Origin of the sequence: Sporosarcina luteola (assembly GCF_023715535.1) — a bacterium.
GTDB lineage: Bacteria > Bacillota > Bacilli > Bacillales_A > Planococcaceae > Sporosarcina > Sporosarcina luteola_B.
In genome coordinates this window covers 114,968-140,195 of the sequence record NZ_JAMBOI010000001.1, presented here as the reverse complement: position 1 = coordinate 140,195, position 25,228 = coordinate 114,968, and the positions used below count along the sequence as shown (strand labels likewise).

The following is a 25,228-nucleotide window of genomic DNA, read 5'->3' as shown; positions in this document are numbered from 1 at the left end:
GTCTGGGAATTAACTTCCCAATCAATAACCTAAGCGTATTATACCTGCATTTCCAGTGTAACGATAATTTAAAACTTTGTACAGTTTTTACTGTACAAACAATTTAAATGGAAATAACGGTTGTAAAGAAAAATCTTTATGCATATACTAGTAGACGATGAGTTTCAAAACTTAGGGAGTGTACACATGACTGAACAAACAAAGAAAATCGAAGTGGTCAATACGACGAAAATCTTCGGTAAAAACAGCAGGCGCGCGGCGCAGCTGTTGAATGAGGGGAAGTCGAAAAGTGAAATCCTCAAGTCTACAGGCGCGACGGTAGGCGTGAAAAATGCGACGTTCGAAGTCTATGACGGCGAAATATTTGTCATCATGGGTCTTTCAGGTAGCGGGAAATCCACATTAGTGCGGATGCTGAACCGGTTAATCGACCCGACGATGGGATCGGTCCGTATTGACGGGGAAGACATTGTCAGCATGAATAAAGAGCAGCTTCGTCAAGTGAGACGGAAGAAAATCGGGATGGTGTTCCAGAACTTCGCCCTTTTCCCTCATAAGACAATTCTTCAGAACACGGAATACGGGCTTGAAATTCAAGGAGTGGCGAAAGCGGAGCGCAATGCGAAGGCAATCGAGTCATTAAGGCTTGTAGGGCTTGCCGGGTACGAAGAGCAATATCCGAGCCAGCTGAGCGGCGGAATGCAGCAAAGGGTCGGCTTGGCACGTGCGCTTGCCAATGATCCCGATGTTCTGTTGATGGATGAGGCATTCAGTGCACTTGATCCATTAATCCGGAAAGATATGCAGGATGAACTCCTCCAGCTTCACCATGACATGGGGAAAACGATCATTTTCATCACTCATGATTTGGACGAGGCGCTCCGTATTGGTGACCGCATCGCTTTAATGAAAGATGGCGATATCGTCCAAATCGGTACGCCGGAAGAAATCTTGATGAGCCCTTCGAATAAATACGTGGAGAGGTTTGTCGAAGATGTCGATCTTTCGAAAGTGTTGACGGCGGGCCATATTATGAAAAAAGCGGATATGGTGCAAATCGACCGGGGAGCCCGCGTTGCCTTGCGCCTCATGAAACGGCAAGGGATTTCCTCCATTTATGTTGTGGATAAAGGAAATCGACTGCTTGGAGCTGTCACTGCGCAAGATGCAAGCGAAGCGACGACATCCGGAAAAACATTGGCAGATGTCCTGGTCACGGATATTCCAACCACTTCACCGGACACCGTACTAACCGACCTATTCGACACAGTTTCGACGACAACGATTCCGGTTGCAGTCGTGAACGAAGAGCATCATCTGCAAGGCATTATTATCCGCGGCGCACTGATTGGCGCATTGGCGGGGGACGGACAGTTCATCAACAGTGACCGTACGGTGGACACAACCGTGGACACGGAGCAGTTGATGGAAGTGGAGGTGAACAACCATGGATAATCTATTGCCTCGCTTGCCTTTTGCAAGTTGGATCGACAACGGTGTCGATTGGCTAGTAAGTAATTTCGGCTCAGTCTTTGATGGCATTTCCGCCTTTTTGAAAGGCATTGTCGAAGGAGCGGTCGATTGGATGGACATGGTGCCATCCATAGTTCTAGCAATCCTGTTCGCTTTGCTCGCCTGGTTCGTTTCCACGCGAAGGATTGCACTGTTCACATTGGTCGGACTGTTGTTCATTGACTATCTCGGCTATTGGTATTCGATGTTGCAAATGCTCTCGCTTGTCATCACATCCGTCGTCATTGCGCTCGTCATCGGCATTCCGCTAGGCATATGGGCTTCGCAGAAGTCGACGGCGAAGAAGATCATCAGTCCGATTTTGGACTTGATGCAGACGATGCCGGCATTCGTATATTTATTGCCAGCAATCTTTTTCTTCAATATCGGCGTCGTGCCTGGCGTCGTCGCATCAGTCATCTTCTCAATGCCGCCGACGATCCGGCTGACAATGCTTGGAATTGAACAAGTGCCGAAAGATTTAATTGAAGCGACCGAAGCGTTCGGCTCGACGACGTGGCAGCGGCTGTTGAAAGTGCAAATACCGCTCGCCCAACCGACTATCATGGCAGGGGTCAACCAAAGCATCATGCTTTCCCTCTCCATGGTTGTCATCGCGTCGATGGTCGGCGCACCGGGACTAGGCGAGGAAGTGTACAGGGCGGTGACCCAATTGAAGACGGGTGTAGGTTTTGAAACAGGTCTTTCAATTGTCATCGTCGCCATCATCCTCGACCGGATTACACAGCACGCAGGCAAGAAAAAACAAGGGGGAACCATTCAATGAAGTTGACTAAAAAAATGTTCGGACTAGGTGCAGCAGCACTACTCGCAGTGAGCTTGGCCGCTTGCGGAAATGACGATAAAGCCGGAGATTCATCTTCAGGCGGAGGCGGTTCGGCATCGATCGGCGAATCCGTTGATTATAAAATCACGGGAATCGACCCGGGCGCAGGAATCATGGAAGCGACAGACAGAGCCATCAAAGATTACGACCTCAAGAAGTGGGATGTCACTACGGGATCAGGTGCAGCAATGACTGCGGCATTAAAAAAGGCGTATGATGCCGAAAAGCCGATCATCATCACTGGTTGGACGCCTCACTGGAAATTCGCAAAATATGATTTGAAATATTTGGAGGATCCAAAAGGGTCATACGGCGGGGAAGAGCAAATTCGTACAATCGGAAGAACAGGACTTGCGGAAGACCTTCCGGAAGCTCACCAAATCCTTTCGAACTTCCAATGGACTGAAGAAGATATGGGTGAAGTGATGGTTGCAATCCAGGAAGGCGAAAAGGAGGATGTCGCAGCACAGAACTGGATTGACGCCAATGCAGACAAAGTAGCAGAATGGACAGACGGCGTGGACAAAGTGGACGGCGATGCAATCAAGCTTGCGTATGTAGCTTGGGACAGCGAAATTGCGAGCCATAACGTCATCAAACTTGTACTCGAAGAAATGGGATATAAGGTTACATTGACTCAAGTCGAAGCCGGCCCGCTCTGGACAGCTATTGCTGACGGCAGCGCAGATGCATCACTTGCAGCATGGCTGCCTGTGACGCATGAAACATACGCTAAGAAATTCGATGGTAAATTCGAAGAGCTTGGCACCAATATGGAAGGTGTGAAAATCGGTCTCGTCGTTCCAGCATATATGGACATCGATTCGATTGAAGATTTGAAGGAATAAATAGAACAGGCAGTCCGCTAGTAATAGGGGGCTGCCTGTTTTCTATTCTTTGTATTCAATGGAGTAATATTGTTGGTTGAACTCTTTGATGCAAGGAAATATGTAGTTCAATTGGCCTTCATGATACGCGAAGCTATGTAAACGCTTTCTTTTTTCGTCAATAAACTTTTTACGGACAGGAACTAGAAGATTTGTTCCATCAGCAAAAACGACATCTGTGAGATACTCTTCCACCTCGATGGTTTTAAAAGAACGACTAAGGATCCATACACAGTCGATATGGTCCGACGGTTCTGTTTGTAATATGACCTGATTCGCCTCGGGAAGTTGCTTGAGTAGTTCCATAGGCGTTAGATCAGAAAGATAGGGACCATGTGTCGTGATGACCTCCGACATGCCACCGGTCGTTTTCGCCCAAGATAAGGCGTGAACAGTCTGATGGTCATGTAAAAAATAATTACAATACATTAGACATCCTCCTTTAATCATATGTTGAATTTATTATAACATGTGAAATAGTATAATAATAGTCAAAATGTAACAAATACTTCAAATTATTGTAAGGTTTATTAAGACGTACATATTTCAAGAACTCATGCAGTAGAAAAACCATTAATTACAGTTGATTTACAATTCAAAACAGTAAAATGACTATAACGGTATCGTCAATGGTATATTCATAGGAAAGGATGAAGGGGTGACCGTCACATGAAAGTCGTGCAAGAAGCGGAATCAATCAAGATTGAAAACTTTTTTGAAGGCGATGACACGCTCCAATTGATTCTCGAACAGCATTTGCAAGGTCCTTTCCTCGAGTACGCGAAACGCGAGCTGTCCGTATTCGGCGAGCTTTGCGCAAATGCAATTGACGAGCGTGCAAAGCATACCGATCGTGAAGGGGAGCCTCGACTTATCCGTTACGACAAGTTCGGCGAGGAAGTTTCCGACGTTTGGGTGAATGAAGGCTACAAGAAAACCGTCCAGGAAACGTATGACACCGGAATTGTCGGGTATGTCCACAAGGAAATTCCGGAGCTTGGCCATAAGGGGAACTACACGTACAGCTTCGCACAAGGCTATTTATTGTCGCATGCCGAGCCCGGGTTTTATTGCCCAGTTACACTGTCGATGGCGACCGCCTATTTGCTCGACCATTACGCGGATGAACAAGTGAAGAACTTGTTCCTCGGCAAAGTGTGCTCGACAGGGGAAGTACCGCTATACGAAGGTGCAACGTTTCTGACAGAGCGCCAAGGCGGCTCTGATGTCGGGGCGAATGTTGTGAAAGCCGTGAAGGACGGTGATCAATATCGCTTATACGGAGAGAAATACTTCGCATCGAATGCAGGCATGGCGGGCGTTGCCATGGTGCTTGCGAGAATTGAAGGTGCGCAGGAAGGATCACGGGGATTGACGTTATTCGCCGTTCCATGGCGACAGGAAGACGGTAAATTGAACGGGCTGCGCATCCGCCGTTTGAAAGACAAATTAGGAGTCCGCGCCGTCCCTTCCGGAGAAGTCGAGTTCCACGGTGCACTTGCCTACACGATCGGGGATCCGTCGAAAGGGCTCTACTATATGATGGAAGCCCTCAACCTGTCGCGCATTTGCAACGCGGTTGCCTCCATCGGCATCATGAGGCGCGCTTTGCTGGAATCAATAGCGTACGCAACCCGCCGGAATGCATTCGGCAAGCCTCTCACTGACTATCCGATGGTGCAGGACACACTCGGAAAAATGGCAGCGAGGCTTCATGTCGAAGTGGCAACCGTCTTTGATTTCATTCAGCTATATGAACGTGTCACAGAAGGCACAGCATCCGAACGCGAAACGATCCTGAACCGGCTGTTCATTGCGCTTATCAAGAAGGAAACCGCCGAGCAGGCAATCCACTTTGCACATGAAGCGATTGAGATGCATGGCGGCAACGGCTTTATCGAGGATTTCGTCACGCCGCGCCTATTGCGGGACGCCCAAGTGCTCACCGTCTGGGAAGGCACCGCCAATATTCTGGGGCTGGAACTCATCCGTCTCGTCAATAAATTCGAAGCGCACAAACTGTTCATCGAAGAAATGCGCAACCGCCTCGTCGTTGTAAATGACTGTGAGATGAAAAAAGCTTTGTCGGGGGAACTAAATAAGCTATCCACTGACCTTCAAGCATTTGCAGGCTACGACAATGACCTCCAAACGTTTGAATCGAAAGGCCTCATGGAGCGTATGGCCCATCTATACGAAAGCGTCATAGCTCTTGAATGGGCGAAGAAACATGGAGGGAAGTTTGATAAGCTTGCTGAGATTTATATGGAAGACACCTGGTCGTTGCGGAAAGTTGGAGATGACATGAAAACTGTCGCTTATTTTGAACTAATAATATGAATGGAAAACCGTAGAAAAGCCTTATATTGATATTAATGAAAATACTATATTTTAGATTTAAATAAAACTGTATTCTTTTATGTGAACACATTTTTCAAGATTAAAGTTCAAGATTCATTAAAAATAATGGTGGAGTATATACTACCGTATAGTCTTATTTAATTCCTGATATTCAGATAAATACAAGCAATGTTGAACTTCTGTTTCAATATCTGATGCATGTCAACGATAAGGTTTAAAGCGGTCGAAGTTTTATTGGAGTCATTGTTCTTAGTGCAAATTATGTAGATGTAGTGACTATACAAGAGGAAACGTAGTTTAAGAAGAAATTTTGGAGCAGAGAACACGGTTTGAACCGTAATTAAAAGTCCATCTTTATGAGATGGTCTTTCCTTTATTTCATGGGACGGAAATGCCGTTTCAGAATCCCAAATTGTAGGTGTGACTGTGCTCCAATGCAATTAATTATGATGTAGATTTAAAATGAAGTTTGATAATTCATAACTCAGTTCAATATTTTAAAAAAGATTACTAAAAACAGCCAGCCACCGTATTTCGTGTGAAAACACGACATTAGTAAATCTCGGCATTAGACTTATGTCAAATTTGATTTTATAGATAGAACAGAAAAACCACCCTCCGAAAATGGTGGTTTTCTTTGTAAAATACAAATTATACTTTATTTTGTGATCACTCTTTTGATCACTTGTTTTGCAATGGCAGGATATCTTGAATCATCACCTTATCAAAGGCTTGAGTGACTGGCTTCCTGTACGTTAATCGTTTTGTGATCTTTGTTTTTGAAATATAATGTTAATTAAAGTGGTTAATTATGTAATAATGAACTTAGTTATAAAACTAATTTTGGGGAGATGTAATAAATGCACATAAAAAGCGTGAAAATAAAAAATTTTAGACTACTGAACGACGTTGAGTTAACTTTAGAAAAAACAACAACTATAATTGTCGGACGTAATAATTCTGGTAAGACTTCTTTTACTGAATTGTTTAGACGTTTATTAGCCGACAGTTCGCCAAGATTTAATTTAGAAGACTTTTCTATCCCTGTTTATGAAAACTTTTGGACTGCATTTATTAATTGGGTTGAGGATAAAGAAAATCCTGCTATCAGAGAATCGCTACCAGCTATCGAAATAACACTCACCCTCAATTATGACATCGAGATGGATGATCTGGGTCCTCTAAGTGAATTAATTATAGATCTCGATCCAAATTCCACTGAAGTTATTGCAAATATTAAATACCAACTAAAAGGAGGGGGGATGGATGCTCTCTTTGAGGGAATGAATTATTCCGGTACACATGAAAATATTGCACAAGAAAAGAAAAAATTCTTTAGAATACTAAAAGAAAGGATTCCGAAATTGTATGTTTCATCCATATATGCTATTGATCCACAAGATGATACAAATCGAAAAAAACTTGATTTCCCAAAATTTAAATGCATTATACAAACTGGTTTTATAAATGCTCAACGGGGATTGGATGACACTACACATCGAGATCGTGACGTATTAGGTAAAGTTGTGGAGAAAATGCTTGATATCGCTAAATTAGAGACTGCTTCCCCCACTGAAAATCAGACTGCTGTCGCTTTGGAAGAGGCAGTTAAAGATATTCAAAATAAACTAGATACGGGCTTTAATGAACACCTTAATAAACTACTGCCAGCTTTATCACTATTTGGGTATCCAGGACTAAACAATGCTGCACTTCAGACTGAAACTATCTTAGATGTTAGAAGGCTTTTAGAGAACCATACTAAGATACTTTACCCAGGGGTAGAGGGGACTTCCTTGCCTGAAACATATAATGGTCTAGGTTCTAGAAATATAATTTACATACTGTTTAAGTTATTCGGTTTCTTCAAGGCGTACAAAGCCCAGCAACCAGCTCCCAACTTCCAAATTGTTTTTATTGAAGAACCTGAAGCACATTTGCATCCGCAAATGCAGGAGGTTTTTATTAGAAAGATAAACGAAATTGCAAAAGATTTTTCTCATCGTTTTAATGATGGAGTAAAATGGCCAATTCAATTTGTCATTACTACTCATTCTACTCATATTGCAAACGAAGCGCCTTTCGATGCAATCAGATATTTTCTAAGTACTAGTACTGGAGGATTACATACTCTTATTAAAGACTTAAGAGAAGGATTTTCAGATAGTTCACTTAAGCAAGCGAAAGAGTTCTTACACAAATATCTAACATTAACAAGGTGTGATTTATTTTTTGCTGATAAAGCAATTTTGGTGGAAGGTCCAACAGAAAGATTGCTAATGCCTAAAATTATTGAGAAGATTGATTCTGAAAATTCACCTGAAGAATCACTTTCAAGTAATTATTTATCCATAGTTGAAGTTGGAGGAGCGTATGCTCATAATTTCTTTCCATTTCTAAACTTTTTGGAGATACCATCTTTAATAATTACAGATATTGATGCAGTAAAAAAAGATGTTAGATCAACAGGAACATATTACATTAAATGCCCTGTGGCTGAAGGGGCATATACTAGTAATTCAGCAATTAAAAGTTGGTTCGATGAAAATGATATTACAACTCAAGCTCTCTTAAACAAAACAGATGCAGAAAAAATAAAGGAGAATTTACGTATTGCTTATCAGGTTCCAGAAGAGATCGATGCTGTTTCTGTTGGTTTAGAATTAACAGCCGCTTCCGAAGAGACTAGTGCCACTGTTGCCGATAGTAGAACGGAATTAATAATAGATCATCCGAAAGAAAGTAAAGTGGTTATTGAAAAAATATACTTACCTTCTGGTAGAAGTTTTGAAGACGCATTTATGTTAGCAAACAAATCATTGTTTGACATTAATGGTAATGATAATTTTGAATTAGCTATTGATGCTTGGAATAAAGCGAGCAGAGTAGATAAGACTAATTTCGCATTGAAATATGCACTTATTGACACAGAATGGACTGTTCCTCTCTATATTAGAGATGGTTTAACTTGGTTGGCAAAAAACTCTTTACAAGATAATGACAATTCTACAGAAGCTTTGGTAAAAGAGGTGGTGGATACTGATGAATAAGGAAACGACACTTAACCCAGCAGAGTTAGCTGCTAAAGAGGCACTAGAGAAGGTTTATTCGTGTATATACAAGAAAAAAAGTTTTGTTCTCGAGGCTGGGGCAGGAGCTGGGAAAACATACTCTTTAATACATTCACTAAAACATATGTTGGAGATAGAGGGAAATAGGTTACTGCGTAATAATCAACAAATTGCATGCATAACTTATACTAATATTGCACGGGATGAAATTGAATCGAGAACTGATTATCATCCAGTTATCTTTTCAGCAACAATTCACTCTTTTTGTTGGTCGATAATAAAAGATTTTCAGTCAAGATTACGTGAAGTATTACCGGAAATTGATAAATGGGCTGATAGACTTAGAGAGACTGGAGAAATAAATAATCATACTATTACTTATGATATTGGATATCCACGAATAGAATCTCAAAAAGTTTCCCTTGGTCATAATGATGTTTTATCCTTAACTATGCGGCTCTTGGAAGATGATAAATTCCGCAAAATTTTTTCTTTTCGCTTTCCTGTAATCTTTATTGATGAATATCAAGACACAGATATAAACTTTATTGAATCTATAAAAAAGCATTTTTTAGACAAAAACGAAGGTCCTCTTTTTGGTTTTTTTGGAGACCACTGGCAAAAAATATATGGTACTGGCTGTGGAAAAATTGAACATGATAGTTTAGAAACTATTGGAAAAAAAGCAAATTTCCGTTCGTGTAAGACAATTGTAGATTGTCTAAATAGAATACGACCAGAATTAATGCAAGAGGTTAATAATCCAGAAGACGGTTCTGTGCTTGTATTCCATTCAAATGCATGGAAAAAGGAAAGACGCACTGAATCTCATTGGAAGGGTGATTTGCCAACGGATATAGCTCATCAATCTCTTGAGGAAACTAAGTTAGAGCTTCTCAAAAGAGGTTGGGATTTTTCGCAGGAAAAAACAAAAATTCTCATGTTAACGCATAATATACTTGCACAAGAACAAGGTTATCGAAATATTGCAGATGTCTTCCCCAACAATGACTCGTATATTAAGAAAGAGGATGACTATATTGCATTCTTTGTTAATATTTTGGAGCCAGTTTGTATCGCATATGAAAATAAAAAGTTTGGTCAAATGTTCTCTTACTTGGAAGGGGATAGACCAGTAATTCGTTCACATAAGGATAAACTTGAATGGGTAACTCATATGGATAAACTAATTTCCATTCGTAAAGATAAAGACATTGGAGAAGTTATTGAACACCTAAAGAAAACAAGGTATCCTTCTTTACCAGAGAGCATAGAAAGAGATGAAATTGAAATTAATTTAGTGAAGAGTAATAAAGAGTTAGACGAATATAGAAAGAGAAAAATTGCACGAATAACTAAATTGAAAACGATTCCTTATCAAGAAGTTATAGCTTTATCAAGATTTATAGAGCATAAAACTCCATTTGCAACAAAACATGGTGTAAAAGGTGCAGAGTTTGAAAATGTATTAGTTGTTATTGGAAGAGGATGGTCAATGTATAATTTTTCTCAGATGTTAGAATATGAATTAATTGGTATTCCTCGTAACAAGATTGACATGTTTGAACGAAACAGAAATTTGTTTTATGTAGCTTGTTCAAGACCGAAAAAGCGCTTAGCGCTTGTTTTCACACAAGAATTATCAGACTCAGCAATCGTGACACTTACTAATTGGTTCGGACAAGACTCACTTCACACATTACTATTTAATGCGACGGATTAAGCCGATAGGAATGAATGATTAGTTCAGTGTAATTGGTGATAAATAACACTATTATCATTTAACTACTTTAGGTTTTGTATATTCTGCCATGTTTTGAGTTGCTTCTGACGATGGATATAGACGTAAGAAATGAAGGGAGTCGGCTCTGCAAGCCGGCTTCCTTTTTCAATGTATGCATGTTGCGAAAAATGAATGTTTCCCCAAGTTCCCTCAGCATTTGACAATATAATCTGTCGATGCACATGGGTTCTTTTTATTTACTGGCGTTTTTCAAGAATGGATAGCATATTTTATCAATAATATTGAATTTTCTAATCCCCTGGAAAGCCGTATAGTTATAGACAAGAACATCACTTGGGGAGTGAGAACGATTAAAAAGTTAGCAGCAATTTTTCTGGCAATCGCCGTCGTAGCAAGCAGTGCAGCCATATTTGCAGGAATTGGTCCGGCAGTGGATCTCCTTGCTTCATTCGAAAAAGAGTACGAAAAGAATTTATTCAAAGCAGAATCCAATTTACTAGACGTAGCTGAGACGCAGAGAGGATCTATCGCAAATGCATTGGATAGGAAGTAGGGGGACATGTCACATATAAAGGAGCTGATTCATGCAGCTCCATACATAATTATCCGAAAAATATACTCCATAATAATCCAATTAGTGTTACTATAGTAGTGAGAGATATTTAAGTGTGCGGTTATATTGAACTAAGAACCAAGGTTAGGAGTTGTGGGCATGGAGAAGGAAGAATTGATTTCATTGCAGCAAAATGTCCTGAAGCTAAGGGTGGAAGGTAAATATGAAGAGACAATTGAAGCTTGCTTTCAATTGTTAGAGGCAGGTTTAGCCACGAACGACCCAAAATCCATACTGACTGCCCATATAAACAACGCCGCGTCCTTTTACTGCATCGGAGAGATTGAAGAGGCGTTCCATAGCATCGATGCGCATCTTGAATATAGCGTGGACAATGGCGATGAAGCCGATCGGTTGAATGGATGCAACGTCCTTTTTTTACTGCACGAATTTAATAAAGACTACGAGAAAGCGAAGGAAACGCTGGAAAACGCGATTGACTTGGGTACGAAACTTGGCCACTACAATATTGTCAGCAATGCGTACAGCAACTATAGCATGATTCTGGCGAATGAAAACGATTTCGAAAGCTCCCTTTCCATGGCGAAGAAGGGGCTCGAAATGGCCAAGCTTCATGAACCGAGGACTCCAATATTGGAATTCCGAGTGAAGCTGAACATCGCAAACGCGTTAATTGGCTTAGAACAACTTCAAGACGCTGAACAGCTCATAAACGAAATGATAAATGATCCGATCCTAGCGTCATTTATTCGCGAAAAAACGCAAGTGCATGACTTGTACGGACGTTTTTTCATGCAAAAGAAAATGTATGCTGAAGCACTAAAAGCATACGACATCGCAAAAGAGCTTGCGGAAAGCTATAATGACAGGAATTTGCTGAAAGGTATTTTGGAAAAGAGATGCAAACTTTGTGATCTGATGGAGGATGTACAACGTGGCTACAAAGCCCAGCAAGAATATATCAATCTGTTAAGCGATCTGAGCCAACATGAAGCTGCCATGGCGGCAGTCAAAATAGGCGTGAAGCATCGGATTTCGACAATTGAACGCCGAGCCAACACCGATTTCCTCACCGGACTGTACAACCGGAGCTATACGGAAACGACGACGGACAACTGGCTTGCCGAAGCTGCTCGAACTGGTGAAAGCATCATCTGTATCGCTTTTGACCTCGACAATCTGAAAAGCTTGAATGATACGTACGGCCATATATTCGGTGACAAAATCATTAAGAAGATCGGCCAGGAATGTGCCAGGCAAATCAGAAGCGGTGACTTGATAGGCCGATTCGGCGGAGACGAATTCGCCATTATCCTGCGGGATCTTTCCCTTGAAGCAGCCCAACAAAAAGCGGAAAACCTGCTCGAAGCCGTCCGTTCAATCAAGATCGAGAAGGACGGCATCTACATTTCATTAACCGCCAGCGTCGGCGTCGCAGATAACGCAAACGGCACCATCCAAACCTTCACCGAACTGTTCCACCAAGCAGACGTAGCGCTGTATCAAGCGAAAGAAAACGGGAAAAACCGAATTTGCATAATGAGTTAAGAGAAGAGGCTGTTTATGGCCTTTTTTTGTTGGAATAAATCGTTCGGTAAATTCTTTATTCTGTTTGTAGGAATTTAAAAAAGCACCGCTTGGAGCGGTGCTACATATCACTTCATTGACTATTATCCTCACGTTGCTCCGTAGGCTCTTCAGACGGATCCGGTTCATCTTCATCAACGCCGTTGCAGCCGAATAGAAAACCCGCCGACAAAAGAACTGACATAAACGAAAGAAGATATTTTTTGTACTTCATGCTCATCCCTCCTCAAATTAGACTTTATGTATTTTGTGCCATCTCTTATTAATTATTCATGTGATTTTTACAAGGGCGCATGTTTGTTTCACTCATAGCGGTCATTATCGGCTTTTCTCGTCAAATTAGAATCCTGGCAGGAAAAATAGACCGGCAATATTTGCTGAAACTGTAATTGTCCTTGTGTCTTGTTGCATCTTTCCATATCGAACGACAAACAAAAGGATATTTTGCTAGTGGAAGGGGAAAGGGTTTCAAAATACGAGCAAAAAAGCTTCCCGGGAAATAATTCGGCATAGATTTTTTCTTTTGTCGAAATTTCCCCGATATTGACTTTCATTATTTTGACAAGAGCCCATTCTTTCGCGTTCAAGGTCCATTCCTTCTCGCAAAGGTCCAATCTTTCATCTTCAAGGTCCATTCTTTCACAGAAACCTCGCGCTGTTAACGGGATGACCCTATCTTTTTATCCTCCCGGAAATACTCCGAAACTTGAACGACCCGCACCTTGCCGGTATGCAGCTCATGATAGATTCCCCGGCTGTCACGAAACGAGATGTATTGATCACGTTCCGATTCGACGAGCTGTTCGGCGCTCTCCATCGAGTCGGTGTGAATGAACCTTCGTATGTAATGTTCTTTGTCGAAGAAATAAGTGATTTTGAATTCCTTCATATCGCGTCACGCTCCCTTCCGTCAATGATATCGTACCCGCATCTATCCGAATTGATTCAACCTATTCCCCCACAATTGCCAATAGTGTAACATAGAGAGAAATGGATTTCCCGCTGAAATCCGCATCCAACTAACACCTATACTTCCAGATAGAGAGATGATCTGCATGAAGCCGAGATCCTTGCAATCACGAATATTTTCATATGGCGCCTTGTTCGTTTCGCTTGTAGCAATCATAATCGGCGTTTCATTCTACTTCACGATGTCGCAAGGGATTGAAAAGCAGATTGGCATCCGGGCGCTGAGCATTGCGAAAACGACGGCGGCCCGGCCGGATGTCCGCACTGCTTTTGAACAGGAAGACCCGTCCAGACTTCTGCAGCCGATTGCCGAAGCCGTCCGCCATCAAACCGGTGCAGAATATGTCGTTATCGGAAACAGGGAAGGCATCCGGTATGCCCATCCTGTCACCGAACGGATCGGACAAAAGATGGTCGGGGATGACAATGAACGTGCACTTCACTTTGGAGAATCGTATGTTTCAAAGGCGACTGGCACGCTCGGTCCCGCACTGCGCGGGAAAACGCCCGTCTTCAATGATGAAGGCGAAATTGTCGGGGTCATTTCGGTCGGTTATCTAAACGACGACATATCCTCCATATTCTTTCAGTACATCGATAATATTTCCTACATCGTATTGATCGCCATCGCTCTCGGCATTATCGGCTCAAGCTTCCTCTCACGGAACATTAAGAAGGAGCTGTTCAATCTGGAGCCTGCGGAAATCGCAAATCTATTCACTGAACGGAATGCGCTTATCGAATCTGTTCGCGAAGGCATCATCATGGTCGACGCGAAAGGGGTCATCACAACGGTGAATGCAGCGGCCTATGACACACTTTCCATTCCCGGCCAGACGGAACTGATCGGCAGGACAATTCAGGAAGTGCTGCCGAACACCTTGCTGCTGAAAGTGTTGGAAACAGGGGAACGGCACCTCGACCGGCCGATGGAAATCCACGGTCGTAAAGTTATCGTCAACCGCATCCCGATTCGGGCGGATGACCAAATCATCGGCGCCGTATCCACATTCCGCCTTCAATCGGAAATCGACCAGCTTGCGATGGAATTATCGCAAGTGAAGCGGTATACCGAAGCGCTTAGGGCGCAGACCCATGAATACAATAATTTCCTATACACGATCTCAGGGCTTATTCAGCTTCATTCATACGACGAAGCGCTCAGCCTGATCCATAATGAAACGGCCGAACACCAATCACTCATCCAGTTTGTCACGAAGCGCTTGCAGGATCCTTTCCTCGGCGGAATCGTCATCGGCTTTTTTAATCGGGCAAGGGAACTGAATATCCGTTTCCTCCTTGATGAAGACAGCTTTTTGAAAGAGTTGCCGGCCCAATTGGAGAAGACCCATTTCGTCTCCATCATCGGAAATTTAATGACAAATGCCTTTGAAGCGGTAGATATGAATCCTGAAGCGAAACGGCTTGTACGCCTATTCGTTTTCGATAACGGGGAAGAGATCCTTTTTGAAGTAGAAGATTCGGGCAAGGGCATTGCGAATGAAGTCCTGGATGCTTTATTCCTTGAAAAAGTTTCGACAAAAGATAGGGAAGACAGAGGATACGGGCTCTTGAAAGTGGCGGAGAACGTCGAAGACTTGGGCGGCTCCATTACAGTGGAAAAAGGGGATTTAGGTGGTGCACTGTTCATCATCTCCATCCCGAAAAGGGGGTACCAACATGCAGACTCCAATTGAAATTTTAATCATTGAAGACGATAAGCGGATCGCAGACATCCATAGGCGATTCATTGAGAAATTGGAAGGTTTCACGGTCGTCGGTTCCGCGCATACCGGCGAGGAGGCGAAGGATTGGGTGCAGGCGCTGGCGCCGGATCTTGTGTTGCTCGATGTCTATTTGCCCGACGCGCTCGGTACGGAGATCATGGGTTTCATCCACGAAAACAGCCCTGACACTGACATTATTTTCATAACCGCAGCAGCCGAAGTCGACATCGTGAAAAAGGCGTACCGCCGCGGCGTAGCTGACTATATACTGAAGCCTCTTACATTCGATCGGTTCAAGGACAGTCTCCTTTCCTACAAGGCGAAAAGGGAGAAGCTTGCTGGCGATGGGATCATGAAAGAGGATTCCATCCACTTCTTGTGGAATAAAACAAATACAGCTGCAGAAAATGTGGAAAACCTCCCTCCGAAAGGAATCGACCCGATTACGAAAGAGAAAGTCATCAGCCATATGATGCAGATCGAAGGAGGAATCACCGCTGAAACGCTTGGCATGGATATTGGCGTCAGCCGATCGACCGCAAGGCGTTATTTGGAGTATCTCGTTTCGGAAAAACGGGCATACACCGAGCTGATCTACGGTTCGGTCGGTCGCCCTGAGCGAAGATATTTCATTCATTATCAATGAACAATATGAACAAAATGACGTTAACACCCATTATTGAACTTATGACCGCAAACATTGAAAATAACCAACCTTCTGATAAATTGATGATAGCGTATGAAAGCGCTACCATCATTTTTTTATTCCAAAGGGGGATGCAAGATGAAATGGAAGAAATTTAAGATTGTTGCTATGGCAAGTGTTATGGCATTAAGCCTAGCAGCGTGTGCAAAGAATGACGGGGCAGAGGGGAACTCTTCGAAATATCCTGAGAAAAACTTGACGATTGTCGCACCATCCGGGGCAGGCGGAGGATGGGATTTGACCGCTCGCGCAATTGCGAAAACGATGAATGATACGAAGCTGATTGAAAAACCGATCACGGTTGAGAATAAACCAGGTGGCGGCGGTGCTGTTTACATGGCGGAGTTTGCGACAAAAGAAGTGAAGAATGATTACGCGTTGATTGTAAAATCTCCACCTCTTTTAATTAATAACAATAAGGCTGAAGGGAACAGCCCGTACGGCTACAAGGATACAACTCCATTGGCACAGCTGACACGCGATTACGGCGCAATTGTCGTTAAAGCGGATTCGGAATTCAAGACGCTGAAGGATGTATTGGAAGCAATTAAAAAAGATGCAAAATCAGTTACGCTTGCCGGCGGATCGGCACCCGGCTCGATGGACCATTTAGTTGGTGTCCTGCCAGCTTTCGAATATGGAATTGACCCGAAAACAGTGAAATACGTGTCGTATGATGGCGGGGGCGAAGCAGTTGCAGCGTTGCTAGGCGGTAATGCTGATGTCATTGCAACGGATGCATCGACAATCGGACAATATGTAAAATCCGGTGATGTCCGTGTCCTTGCTGTCAGCTCGTCAGAACGTCTTGGCGGTGAATTGACTGAAGTGCCAACATTTAAAGAGGAAGGCATTGATGCTGAGTTCACAATTTGGCGCGGACTATTCGGACCAAAAGAAATGACCGATGCAGCTGTCGATTACTGGACGGAAAAATTGAAAGCAATGGTCGAGACTGACGAGTGGAAAGCGGAACTTGAAAGAAACGGCTGGGAAAGCGAGTACCGTGCTTCTGATGACTTCACGAAGTATTTGGAAGACCAAGACAAAGTAATTGTCGAACTTCTGACAGCTCTTGGCATGCAAAAATAATGTAATCTGGCGGCTAAAGTGGCCGCCTTTTCTTTTAGGGGGGTGTCAAAGACTATGAGTAAAACATTCGATCGATATGCAAGCATCGCTTTTTTACTGATCGGTCTTTTATTTGTCATCGAAAGTACGAAGATCGCAAGCAGCGCATACGGATCAACGGTAGGACCTAAAATCTTTCCGTTATGGCTCGGTGTCATATTGATTCTTTTGAGTTTGCGACTGCTGTACGAAACGTTTACATACAAATCAGAATCGGCATCCAAGGAAAAGCTGCAATATAAAAAGTTCCTCATCATCCTCGTGAGTGCGGCGCTGTATGCATTCTTACTGGAAAAGCTCGGGTATGTCATCTCGACATTCCTCTTTTTGCTCGTCACATTTCAGACGATGGAGCGAGGAAGGATTATTTCTACAATTATTATCGCAGCGGTTTTCTCGTTTGGCATCTATTATTTCTTTGCAGAATTTCTTGGCGGCTCATTGCCAGGATTCCCGCTATAACTTAATCCAGCAAAGACCCTGCTGGATTAAGTTATAGTTGCCTCCGGCGGATGTCACGGATTTTAATGGGAGTTTATCGAGCATGCTCGATAAAAATCCGGACGCAATTACGCCAAGGCGAAATTGATTGAGTTGAGAAAGGAGTCACAACATGAGCACATTACAATTTTTGGGTGACGGTTTTGCGATCGCCTTCCAATGGCATAATCTATTATTTGCGTTCATCGGCGTCGTCATCGGAACAGCTGTCGGCGTGCTTCCGGGCATCGGGCCGATGAGCGGGGTTGCACTCCTTATTCCGGTCACGGCAACTATCACTTCCGGCATGCCGACAAGTGCGGCGGCCGCCAGCTCTATCATCTTACTAGCAGGCGTCTACTACGGCGCGATGTACGGGGGATCAACAACATCCATTTTATTGAACACCCCAGGAGAATCATCTTCCGTCGTCACGACGCTTGATGGTTATCAAATGGCAAGGCAAGGCCGGGCAGGGGCTGCATTGGCGATATCCGCCATCGGATCGTTCTGTGCGGGCATCGTCTCCTTGATTGGCCTCGTTTTGTTGGCAGAACCATTGTCCAATGTCGCCATCAAATTCGGTCCGGCGGAGTACTTCTCATTGATGCTGTTAGGTTTGGCGGCGGTCAGCGGCCTTGCTGGAAAATCGATGACGAAAGCTTTGATGATGACGGTCTTCGGACTGATGCTCGGCACGATCGGCATCGACGCGGTCTCGGGCATCGCCCGTTTCACATACAACCAACCGATCCTATTCTCTGGCCTCGAATTTTTGACGATTGCAGTCGGACTTTTCGCACTCGGTGAAGTGTTCAAGACTGTTCTGGAACGGGACAATGAAGAAGGGACGATTGCAAAAATCAACCGCATCCTCCCGACGAAGCAGGATATGAAAGATAGCGCCGTGCCAATCGTCCGTGGCTCATTGCTCGGATTTTTCATCGGAGTGCTTCCAGGCGCAGGCGCGACGCTCGCTTCCTTCTTCTCGTATATGACAGAGAAGAAATTCAGCAAACGGCCTGAAACATTCGGCCATGGAAATATCGCAGGTGTTGCCGGTCCGGAGTCTGCGAACAACGCGGCTTCCGGAGGCGCCATGATTCCTTTGCTGACGCTCGGTATCCCCGGTTCCGGAACGACTGCAATCTTGATGGGGGCACTCATCATGTACAATATCCAGCCAGGCCCGCTGCTCTTCGACGAGCATCCCGAAGTGGCATGGGGGCTCATCGCGAGTATGTTCATCGGCAACTTGATGTTGTTGGTGCTGAACATGCCGCTCGTCCGTGTATTTGCAAAGGTCATTCAAACGCCAAAGAAATATTTATTGCCGATCATCGTGGCGATTTCATTTTTCGGTGTGTACGCTGTGCAATATACGACATTCGATTTGTACTTATTGCTCGGATGCGGCGTGGTCGGTTATCTATTGTCGAAAAACGATTATCCGGTAGCTCCTCTCGTCCTCGCACTCGTGCTAGGACCGATGATCGAGAACAATATGCGTCGTGCCTTAACGATTTCAAACGGCGACTTCGGCATTTTCTTCACGAAGCCGCTGTCACTCGTGTTCATCATTGCGGCCGCAGCATGGCTGTTGATTCCGTTATTGTTGAAAATGAGAGGCAAAGCAGTAATTGTGGAAGATGAAGGGTGAATAGGAAAGCGGATTGCCTAATGGGAAAGGCAATCCACTTTTTAATTTAAGCAATATTTTTTTGCAGCGAACCATATTTTTTGCATAGGGCATCTTTTGACATGAATAAGTATCTAGGTACAGGTGTCTTATTTCTTTTCGAAGAGGACTTGGAATTGGCTAGTAAATGGATCGGGTATAGTGAAATCCGTTTGAACCATGTATACATACTGCTCGAAAATAAAAAGGATTCAAACCCTAGACGGTCATATCCTTTTTCAATCATTGTTATTCCGATGATTCCTTTTATGTGATCCTTTTGCTCATGTTGCAGTACGTACAACGCAAGTGCAGGCATGGAATAGTAAGCCGCTTTGTATAGAAATAGTATTTTCAACTTTCCATCCATACTATCCATTTCTTTCAAAACACGGACGTTATGCAGGTGGATTTTCACGAGCAAATCATTTTTCGTAATAATCGTACCGTCGGATAGAACGACTTCGTGGCCTTTATAACGTGTCAATCGAATGCGAAAAATGTTATATTTCCCGATGATTTGTTCAAGGCACTGCAGTCGAGTACACTTCAAGTAAAAGGGGTCGACGATACTCCATATGTTAATTAATTGTTGTTTCATGTAAGTGCACCTCACTAATTTCATTGTCATCCTGTAGGTTGACCATTTCCTTCGGTAATTATTTATGAAAGATTTGTCTATGAAATCATGAGTAGTTAAACAATCCTTTTATAGGTCTCGATAATAAATGACACTGGATCTTCCAATTCAATTTCTGTTAAATATCTGTCAATTGCACCTGTTATCTCCTGTTTTTTATGACACATCACCGTCAATATTTCTTGTTCAATATTTTCTTGAGTTCTCCAAGCATCTAAATGATGAACCAATCCTTTATTTTTCAAAAAAATCAAGTTCTGCTCTTCTTGTCCAGGTAAAACATCATAAACGAAAATAGGTAATTTTTTTGTAAGACACTCACTGATTGTGACTCCACCCGGTTTTGTAATGATTAAATCTGATTCATCATATAACCGATTCATCATCTGTTTTGATGAAATATAGGAAAGCGGTTGTATAAGGGGATTTTCCATCTCCTGAATGGAATGAAACAGTTCCTCATTTTTTCCACATAAAACTTTATAGCGGATCATGCCATCCGGATCTAATCGGTCAAGAAGTTGGACAATTGATCCTGCCCCCATATTTCCACCGCTGAGTAGCGCGGATAGAATCGGTTCTTCTTTTACTTTTGGATTTTTTAACTTGAATAGGGGGTGAACAGGAATGCCCGTTATAAAAATGCGCTGAGCCTTAACGCCTTGCATGACAAGTTGGTCTTTGATTTTCTTACTAGGAACAAAGTGATAATCAACTTCTTCAATTCCCCATAAATTATTGATGAAATAATCGGTATATATATTTATAATCGGTCCTGACCACAGGTTTGATTTTTTTAGTCGTGCGAGCATGTATGAAGGGAGGGAATGAGTGCAGATAACTACATCTGGATGTTCTTCTTTAAGTAGTTTTTTGAAAAAATTTATAAAAAGTAGTTCATATAGATAAAAACGTTTAGTTTGCATCACATCATCAAATGCGGAAGCTCGATAGATTGTGCTATATAATTTGGGAAGTTTATGAATCCATTGTAAATATAACGAGGAGATATAACCTTCAAATTTGCCATAGCCGTAAGATAAAATATCGATTTTTTCACAAAGAAAAGTATCCGGCATTTGTTCCAATTGAATTTTGATGCTATCAGCAACATGATGATGGCCTGAAGGAATTTGCAAAAACGGAAAAAATATAATCTTTGTCATGGGACTATCCCTCCTCTACGAATAGTTTGCGAAATAGCAAGTATTTAATCGCCTCGTCCTTTCCTACGTGCCATTTGGCAAACCGTCCATATATTACATGTAAAAACAACACCTCCTTCCCCTTATAATTAACAAGAGGAGGAAAACAAATGATTGCTACTCTAATAATATTTCTAGCGCTGAGCTACTTCATATATATAGGTAACAAGAATACACGCTCCGTTGTCATGAACCAGATAGACATAAAGTGTAAAAATGGTTCGAAAGTGAAGAACAATAAACCTCTTCGGATCTTGCATATTTCTGATTTGCATCTTGAAAATATATCAATATCCCCAGAGCAACTATATGCACAGGTTAAAATGCAACCGATTGATTTAATCGCTTTGACTGGCGATTTCCTTGATAGAAAGCGTACCATTCCGAAGCTCTATCCATATTTACAAGTACTAAAGAAACTTAATCCATCCTTCGGTATTTACGCTGTACTTGGCAATCACGATTATGTTTTGCGGAAAAATGACTTAAAGCAATTAACGGACATGTTAGTGCAAAATGATGTGAAACTGTTGCAAAATGAGAACGACTTAATTGACATAGACGGAGTTCCAGTAAATATTATCGGGATAGACGATTTCAGTACAAACAGAAGTGATTTGATGGAATCTTATTATGGTGTGGAAGAAGGGTATAATCTCGTGCTGACACATGATCCGAATGTTGTTTTATCGATGCATAACTATCATTTTGATTATTTGCTTTCGGGGCATTTTCATGGTGGCCAAATTCATTGGCCGAAGCCATATCATCTCGTGAAGATGGGCAAGTTGGTTAAAATGAATATGGTAAAAGGTTTGCACAGCTACAAAGAGAAACAATTTTATATAAGCGAGGGACTTGGACAAACCGGAGTGAATATTAGGATTGGCAGCAGGCCGGAAATCACGATTCACAACGTCCATTTACCTCACGCAATAGCCGGGTAATGTTCTCACTGAGACTGTAGACAAAGTATCATTTCACTTTGTCTACAGTTTTTTGATTATATATCTTCAGTTCAGCTTCATTTAGTCAATTCTAAAATCCAATCCTTAAAGTCCTTTCCTCGCTTAAATTTCGGAAGTGAATCCTCACCAGCGACAATCATTGTTGAAATTGAATCGTCATAATGCAACGAACCGTGACCGGCTCCTCCCAAATGAAGAGGAGTACGTTCCCCTTTGAATTCATATCCTGGTTTAGCGTCAACGATCAAGAACTTGCCCTTATGAGAATGAAGCGCGCCATTCAGCCTGGCGAGTGCGTCCGGATAGGTGTTGTAAATTATATTTTGGCGCTGACCCAATGACAAATCCAAAATTGAAAGATCTCCGTCGACTGTCCATTGTTGATCATAAGGATCTTTACTGTTTCCATTAGGATAAAACAGTAATTGATCATTCGATTTCGCGTTTACGACAAAGTTCGTCTCATTTTCTTTCCACGAAACAAAGCCGACTCTTGGGTCGTTCCTTATCTGTGATGCAACCTCTTCATAGCTTATCTCTTCACCCAGCAAATAAATATACGCCATGCGTTCGTTGACTGCTATGCAAATTTGATCATCCGCTTTGACCGGCTTGCCGAGACGGCAAATTTGATAATTGCTTAAGAGGGAAGTAAGATCGACAGCAGCATTTTTCCTGCTTTTTTTGATCGATGCTTGTCCACTGTCTCCATAAATGATCCAAGTCACTTTAGTGATTGCTTCTTCCCAGGTAGAGAAGGAATTTAATAGCTGTTGCAGCCTCTTATCCAGTTCAATGATTCCTTCCGTTTCAGAAGGTCCGTTTTTATGAACCCGCTTGTCATTGTCAGGAAAATAGGCAAGTGTAAAAGAAGGCAATGAATTGTTATTCATCAAATATATTAATTCATAGGTGGAGAATTGGTCATTAAACCCGAATTTTTGCCAAGCATGATGGTGCTTCGAATTTTGGGGATTATATTTACTAAGACTTCCTAAAGACAATAGATCAGGTCCCTTTACTTCAATATTTTTTTGAATAAACCCGAATGTAGTTCCGGCTTTCGGCAATTGTAGTCGATGAACGGAATCACCTCGGTAGACAAGTCCATCAATAGAAGCGGAAGAGAGTTTTCTATCAGATAAAGCTTCGTAAATCGTTTGAACCTCTTTATTCAAATGCTTTTCGTTTAAATTCACCAAGCCGTCATGTATGACTTGTTTGACGCCTTGGGTGTAAACCTCTTCTTTTCCACTTCCATAATTGACAAGTCGTCCCTCTGTTTGATCAAACCAAACGAGACCTGGTAATTGGTGCTGGTCGGCGTATGTCCCCGTTAGAATGGTGCTGTCGATGGTAACCGACATTGTTGGATAGGAAGCAATAACTTCAGGCTCATAATATCCATTTTCGATTAAAAATTTCAATGCGGGTACATCATTGGTTTGAAGGGTTTTCATCAACGGTTTGTCCATTAATGAATCGACTAGTAAAAGGACTACGGGTTTCTTCCCTGAATGGGAAATGAGCGGTTCAAGTTCTTTCGTTTGTGTAGTAAACCCCCAAAAATATATGATTGTGGTAATTACAATGACACCGAAAATACTAGCTAAAATTCTCATTTTATAACCCTTCCCCATTCTGGAGTTTGAATATAATATGGGCGTAAGGACAAAATTCATGCATATGTTGTGTAATCAATCCATTAAATGAAATATAGGAAAAGCCGATTGAATCCCTCGGGAAACAATCGGCTATTTTATCAATTATTATCTTTCACATGCATAACCGTCTTTGTCACGGTCCATTTTTGACTGGTAGGCAGCATGGCCTTGAGGAACACCATTCGGATATTTCTTACGGAGCTCCGTGCAGTTTTGGAACCATTCCTGGCCGCTGGAAACGCTCGGGCTAGGCGTCGGTGCCGGTTTTGTTGCAGCAACACTAGGTGCTTTCGGCTTCGCAGCTGAACTGCCTGCACTTTTCGCAGGTACTGCATCACTATTAAACCCTGAATCAGTCGCGTAATTCTCAATCGACCAGATGCCGAGCCCTTGTTTCTTCGCTGACGCCTGCGCTTCCTCAAAAGGTGTCAAATGACGCGTGTTCGGCGGATATACGTATGCAACGCGGGCTAATCCTTCCGCAAGCAACGTCTTTTGGACGCTTTTTCCGTCGACATAGACGTAGGCGAGCAATCGATCATATTTGTCGTAGCGCTCCCCGATATCGAATTCAAGCGTGAGGGCGCCGCTATTGACCAATTGCCGGTTGCGCTCCTTCGACTTATCGCCGAACGGCTGCTTGCCAAGGCGGGGATGATTCGTTTCTGGCGTATCGACCAATAAATAGCGGACGTTGATCTCTTGCCCGTTATACAATACTTTGATTGTGTCGCCGTCGATCGTCTTCACTAGTTTGACGGGAACTTGCGCCGTCGTTCCGGACGTCTCAGTCTTTTTCACCGGAGCCGGTTTAGTGGTGGAAGCAGGTTTCTTTTCGATTGGTGGAGCGACGATAGCTGTGCTAGTTTTCGCTTCTTCCGATTTATTTTCTTCTTTAACGGCTTCTTCTTTTTCCACTTCTTCCTTTTCAACAGTGGAAGTGTCTTCCTCTTGTGCTTTCTCTTCCGATGTATCTTTCTTGACAGTCTCAACTTGTTCTGTCGGGGATTTTTCAGTAGATTCTTCCTTATCGAGTGAACCGACGCATCCTCCAAGCGCGAGCACTAATCCGATGATCAGTAAGGCAGGCGCCATTTTCGACTTCTGATTCATTTCTTTTTGCTTCTTTATTTTTTTAATTCCCCAAAGTGCAATGGCAATGCCAATGAATAAAACAGGGAATTTGAATAACAATCCAATGAACAACAAACCAACAATAATTGTTACTAAAATCTTCAAGTCTACAATTCTCCTCAGCTAGGAATATGTTGTATGCAACATTCTCCGTCTACTATTTTTGTGTTTCAGCTAGGGAAAGCCCCTTTGCAAAAGCACTCTATTATTATAGCAGGAAAACTTGTAGGAGACGAGTGAATGAAGAAAATGGAATTAAATGAAACGTTTATAAGTATAAAGCATGAGTGATGATCACTTCTCCGGGTTTATGATCACTTGCCGTGACTTATGATCACTCCTC

The 25,228-nt window shown here is 42.6% G+C and carries 21 protein-coding genes; 14 read left to right on the top strand and 7 right to left on the bottom strand.

Annotated elements, in window-relative coordinates:
- Positions 1-186 precede the first annotated feature (186 nt).
- From M3191_RS00595 to M3191_RS00585, 3 genes are read left to right on the top strand one after another with little or no spacing between them, the layout of a single operon-like run.
- The gene (locus M3191_RS00595) at positions 187-1,455 is read left to right on the top strand and encodes a quaternary amine ABC transporter ATP-binding protein (protein ID WP_251697513.1); all 1,269 of its coding nucleotides are present in this window, start codon (positions 187-189) and stop codon (positions 1,453-1,455) included.
- Positions 1,448-2,299 (top strand): ABC transporter permease, encoded by an 852-nt coding sequence (locus M3191_RS00590; RefSeq protein ID WP_251697512.1) that lies wholly within the window; start codon positions 1,448-1,450, stop codon positions 2,297-2,299. Before M3191_RS00595 ends, M3191_RS00590 begins: the two co-directional genes overlap by 8 nt.
- A 2-nt stretch (positions 2,300-2,301) precedes the next feature.
- Positions 2,302-3,207, top strand: coding sequence for a glycine betaine ABC transporter substrate-binding protein (locus M3191_RS00585; RefSeq protein WP_251698049.1), 906 nt, complete (start codon positions 2,302-2,304; stop codon positions 3,205-3,207).
- A 42-nt stretch (positions 3,208-3,249) separates the two neighbouring features.
- Here the strand turns inward: M3191_RS00585 and M3191_RS00580 are convergent, their stop codons facing one another.
- Entirely contained in the window at positions 3,250-3,675 is a 426-nt protein-coding gene (locus M3191_RS00580; protein ID WP_251697511.1) for a hypothetical protein, read from the bottom strand.
- A 240-nt stretch (positions 3,676-3,915) separates the two neighbouring features.
- On the opposite strand from M3191_RS00580, the gene M3191_RS00575 reads away from it, so the two are divergent.
- The 5 genes from M3191_RS00575 to M3191_RS00555 all read left to right on the top strand — a co-directional run bounded on the left by M3191_RS00575 (position 3,916) and on the right by M3191_RS00555 (position 12,544).
- Complete coding sequence (locus M3191_RS00575) at positions 3,916-5,586, top strand: acyl-CoA dehydrogenase family protein (RefSeq protein WP_251697510.1); 1,671 nt, start codon at positions 3,916-3,918, stop codon at positions 5,584-5,586.
- 881 nt (positions 5,587-6,467) lie between these two features.
- Positions 6,468-8,657, top strand: coding sequence for an ATP-dependent nuclease (locus tag M3191_RS00570; protein ID WP_251697509.1), 2,190 nt, complete (start codon positions 6,468-6,470; stop codon positions 8,655-8,657).
- A complete protein-coding gene (locus M3191_RS00565) occupies positions 8,650-10,401 on the top strand; it encodes a UvrD-helicase domain-containing protein (protein ID WP_251697508.1) in 1,752 nt (583 codons plus the stop codon). Before M3191_RS00570 ends, M3191_RS00565 begins: the two co-directional genes overlap by 8 nt.
- 361 nt (positions 10,402-10,762) lie before the next feature.
- On the top strand, positions 10,763-10,975 hold the full coding sequence (locus M3191_RS00560) for a hypothetical protein (RefSeq protein WP_251697507.1): 213 nt from the start codon (positions 10,763-10,765) through the stop codon (positions 10,973-10,975).
- Between the two features lie 159 nt (positions 10,976-11,134).
- The gene (locus tag M3191_RS00555) at positions 11,135-12,544 is read left to right on the top strand and encodes a tetratricopeptide repeat-containing diguanylate cyclase (RefSeq protein ID WP_251697506.1); all 1,410 of its coding nucleotides are present in this window, start codon (positions 11,135-11,137) and stop codon (positions 12,542-12,544) included.
- A 112-nt stretch (positions 12,545-12,656) separates the two neighbouring features.
- Here M3191_RS00555 and M3191_RS00550 read toward each other — a convergent pair whose 3' ends face one another.
- Positions 12,657-12,797 (bottom strand): hypothetical protein, encoded by a 141-nt coding sequence (locus tag M3191_RS00550; RefSeq protein ID WP_251697505.1) that lies wholly within the window; start codon positions 12,795-12,797, stop codon positions 12,657-12,659.
- Between the two features lie 444 nt (positions 12,798-13,241).
- The gene (locus M3191_RS00545; RefSeq protein WP_251697504.1) at positions 13,242-13,472 is read right to left on the bottom strand and encodes a hypothetical protein; all 231 of its coding nucleotides are present in this window, start codon (positions 13,470-13,472) and stop codon (positions 13,242-13,244) included.
- 166 nt (positions 13,473-13,638) lie between these two features.
- Here M3191_RS00545 and M3191_RS00540 point away from each other — a divergent pair, with 166 nt between their 5' ends.
- The 5 genes from M3191_RS00540 (at position 13,639) to M3191_RS00520 (ending at position 19,256) form a co-directional block, all read left to right on the top strand.
- Positions 13,639-15,249 carry an ATP-binding protein gene (locus M3191_RS00540; RefSeq protein WP_251697503.1) on the top strand — a complete coding sequence of 537 codons (1,611 nt, stop codon included), beginning with the start codon at positions 13,639-13,641 and terminating at the stop codon, positions 15,247-15,249.
- Entirely contained in the window at positions 15,233-15,925 is a 693-nt protein-coding gene (locus tag M3191_RS00535) for a response regulator (RefSeq protein ID WP_251697502.1), read from the top strand. The genes M3191_RS00540 and M3191_RS00535 overlap by 17 nt, the downstream gene beginning before the upstream one ends.
- Before the next feature lie 138 nt (positions 15,926-16,063).
- Positions 16,064-17,077 carry a Bug family tripartite tricarboxylate transporter substrate binding protein gene (locus tag M3191_RS00530; RefSeq protein ID WP_251697501.1) on the top strand — a complete coding sequence of 338 codons (1,014 nt, stop codon included), beginning with the start codon at positions 16,064-16,066 and terminating at the stop codon, positions 17,075-17,077.
- Positions 17,078-17,131: 54 nt separating this feature from the next.
- On the top strand, positions 17,132-17,578 hold the full coding sequence (locus tag M3191_RS00525) for a tripartite tricarboxylate transporter TctB family protein (RefSeq protein ID WP_251697500.1): 447 nt from the start codon (positions 17,132-17,134) through the stop codon (positions 17,576-17,578).
- Between the two features lie 151 nt (positions 17,579-17,729).
- Positions 17,730-19,256 (top strand): tripartite tricarboxylate transporter permease, encoded by a 1,527-nt coding sequence (locus M3191_RS00520; RefSeq protein WP_251697499.1) that lies wholly within the window; start codon positions 17,730-17,732, stop codon positions 19,254-19,256.
- A 46-nt stretch (positions 19,257-19,302) separates the two neighbouring features.
- Here the strand turns inward: M3191_RS00520 and M3191_RS00515 are convergent, their stop codons facing one another.
- Both M3191_RS00515 and M3191_RS00510 read right to left on the bottom strand, forming a co-directional pair.
- Positions 19,303-19,875, bottom strand: a complete 573-nt coding sequence (locus M3191_RS00515) for a YkoP family protein (protein ID WP_251697498.1) — start codon at positions 19,873-19,875, stop codon at positions 19,303-19,305.
- Positions 19,876-19,970: 95 nt separating this feature from the next.
- Entirely contained in the window at positions 19,971-21,080 is a 1,110-nt protein-coding gene (locus M3191_RS00510; RefSeq protein ID WP_251697497.1) for an MGDG synthase family glycosyltransferase, read from the bottom strand.
- A 152-nt stretch (positions 21,081-21,232) separates the two neighbouring features.
- Between M3191_RS00510 and M3191_RS00505 the strand changes: the two genes are divergently transcribed.
- Entirely contained in the window at positions 21,233-22,066 is an 834-nt protein-coding gene (locus tag M3191_RS00505; protein ID WP_251698048.1) for a metallophosphoesterase, read from the top strand.
- A gap of 77 nt (positions 22,067-22,143) precedes the next feature.
- On the opposite strand, the gene M3191_RS00500 is transcribed toward M3191_RS00505, so the two are convergent.
- Together M3191_RS00500 and M3191_RS18470 are read right to left on the bottom strand one after the other, a co-directional pair.
- Positions 22,144-23,709 (bottom strand): alkaline phosphatase family protein, encoded by a 1,566-nt coding sequence (locus M3191_RS00500; protein ID WP_251697496.1) that lies wholly within the window; start codon positions 23,707-23,709, stop codon positions 22,144-22,146.
- A gap of 147 nt (positions 23,710-23,856) precedes the next feature.
- Positions 23,857-24,846, bottom strand: a complete 990-nt coding sequence (locus M3191_RS18470; protein ID WP_435368128.1) for a thermonuclease family protein — start codon at positions 24,844-24,846, stop codon at positions 23,857-23,859.
- Between the last annotated feature and the right edge of the window lie 382 nt (positions 24,847-25,228).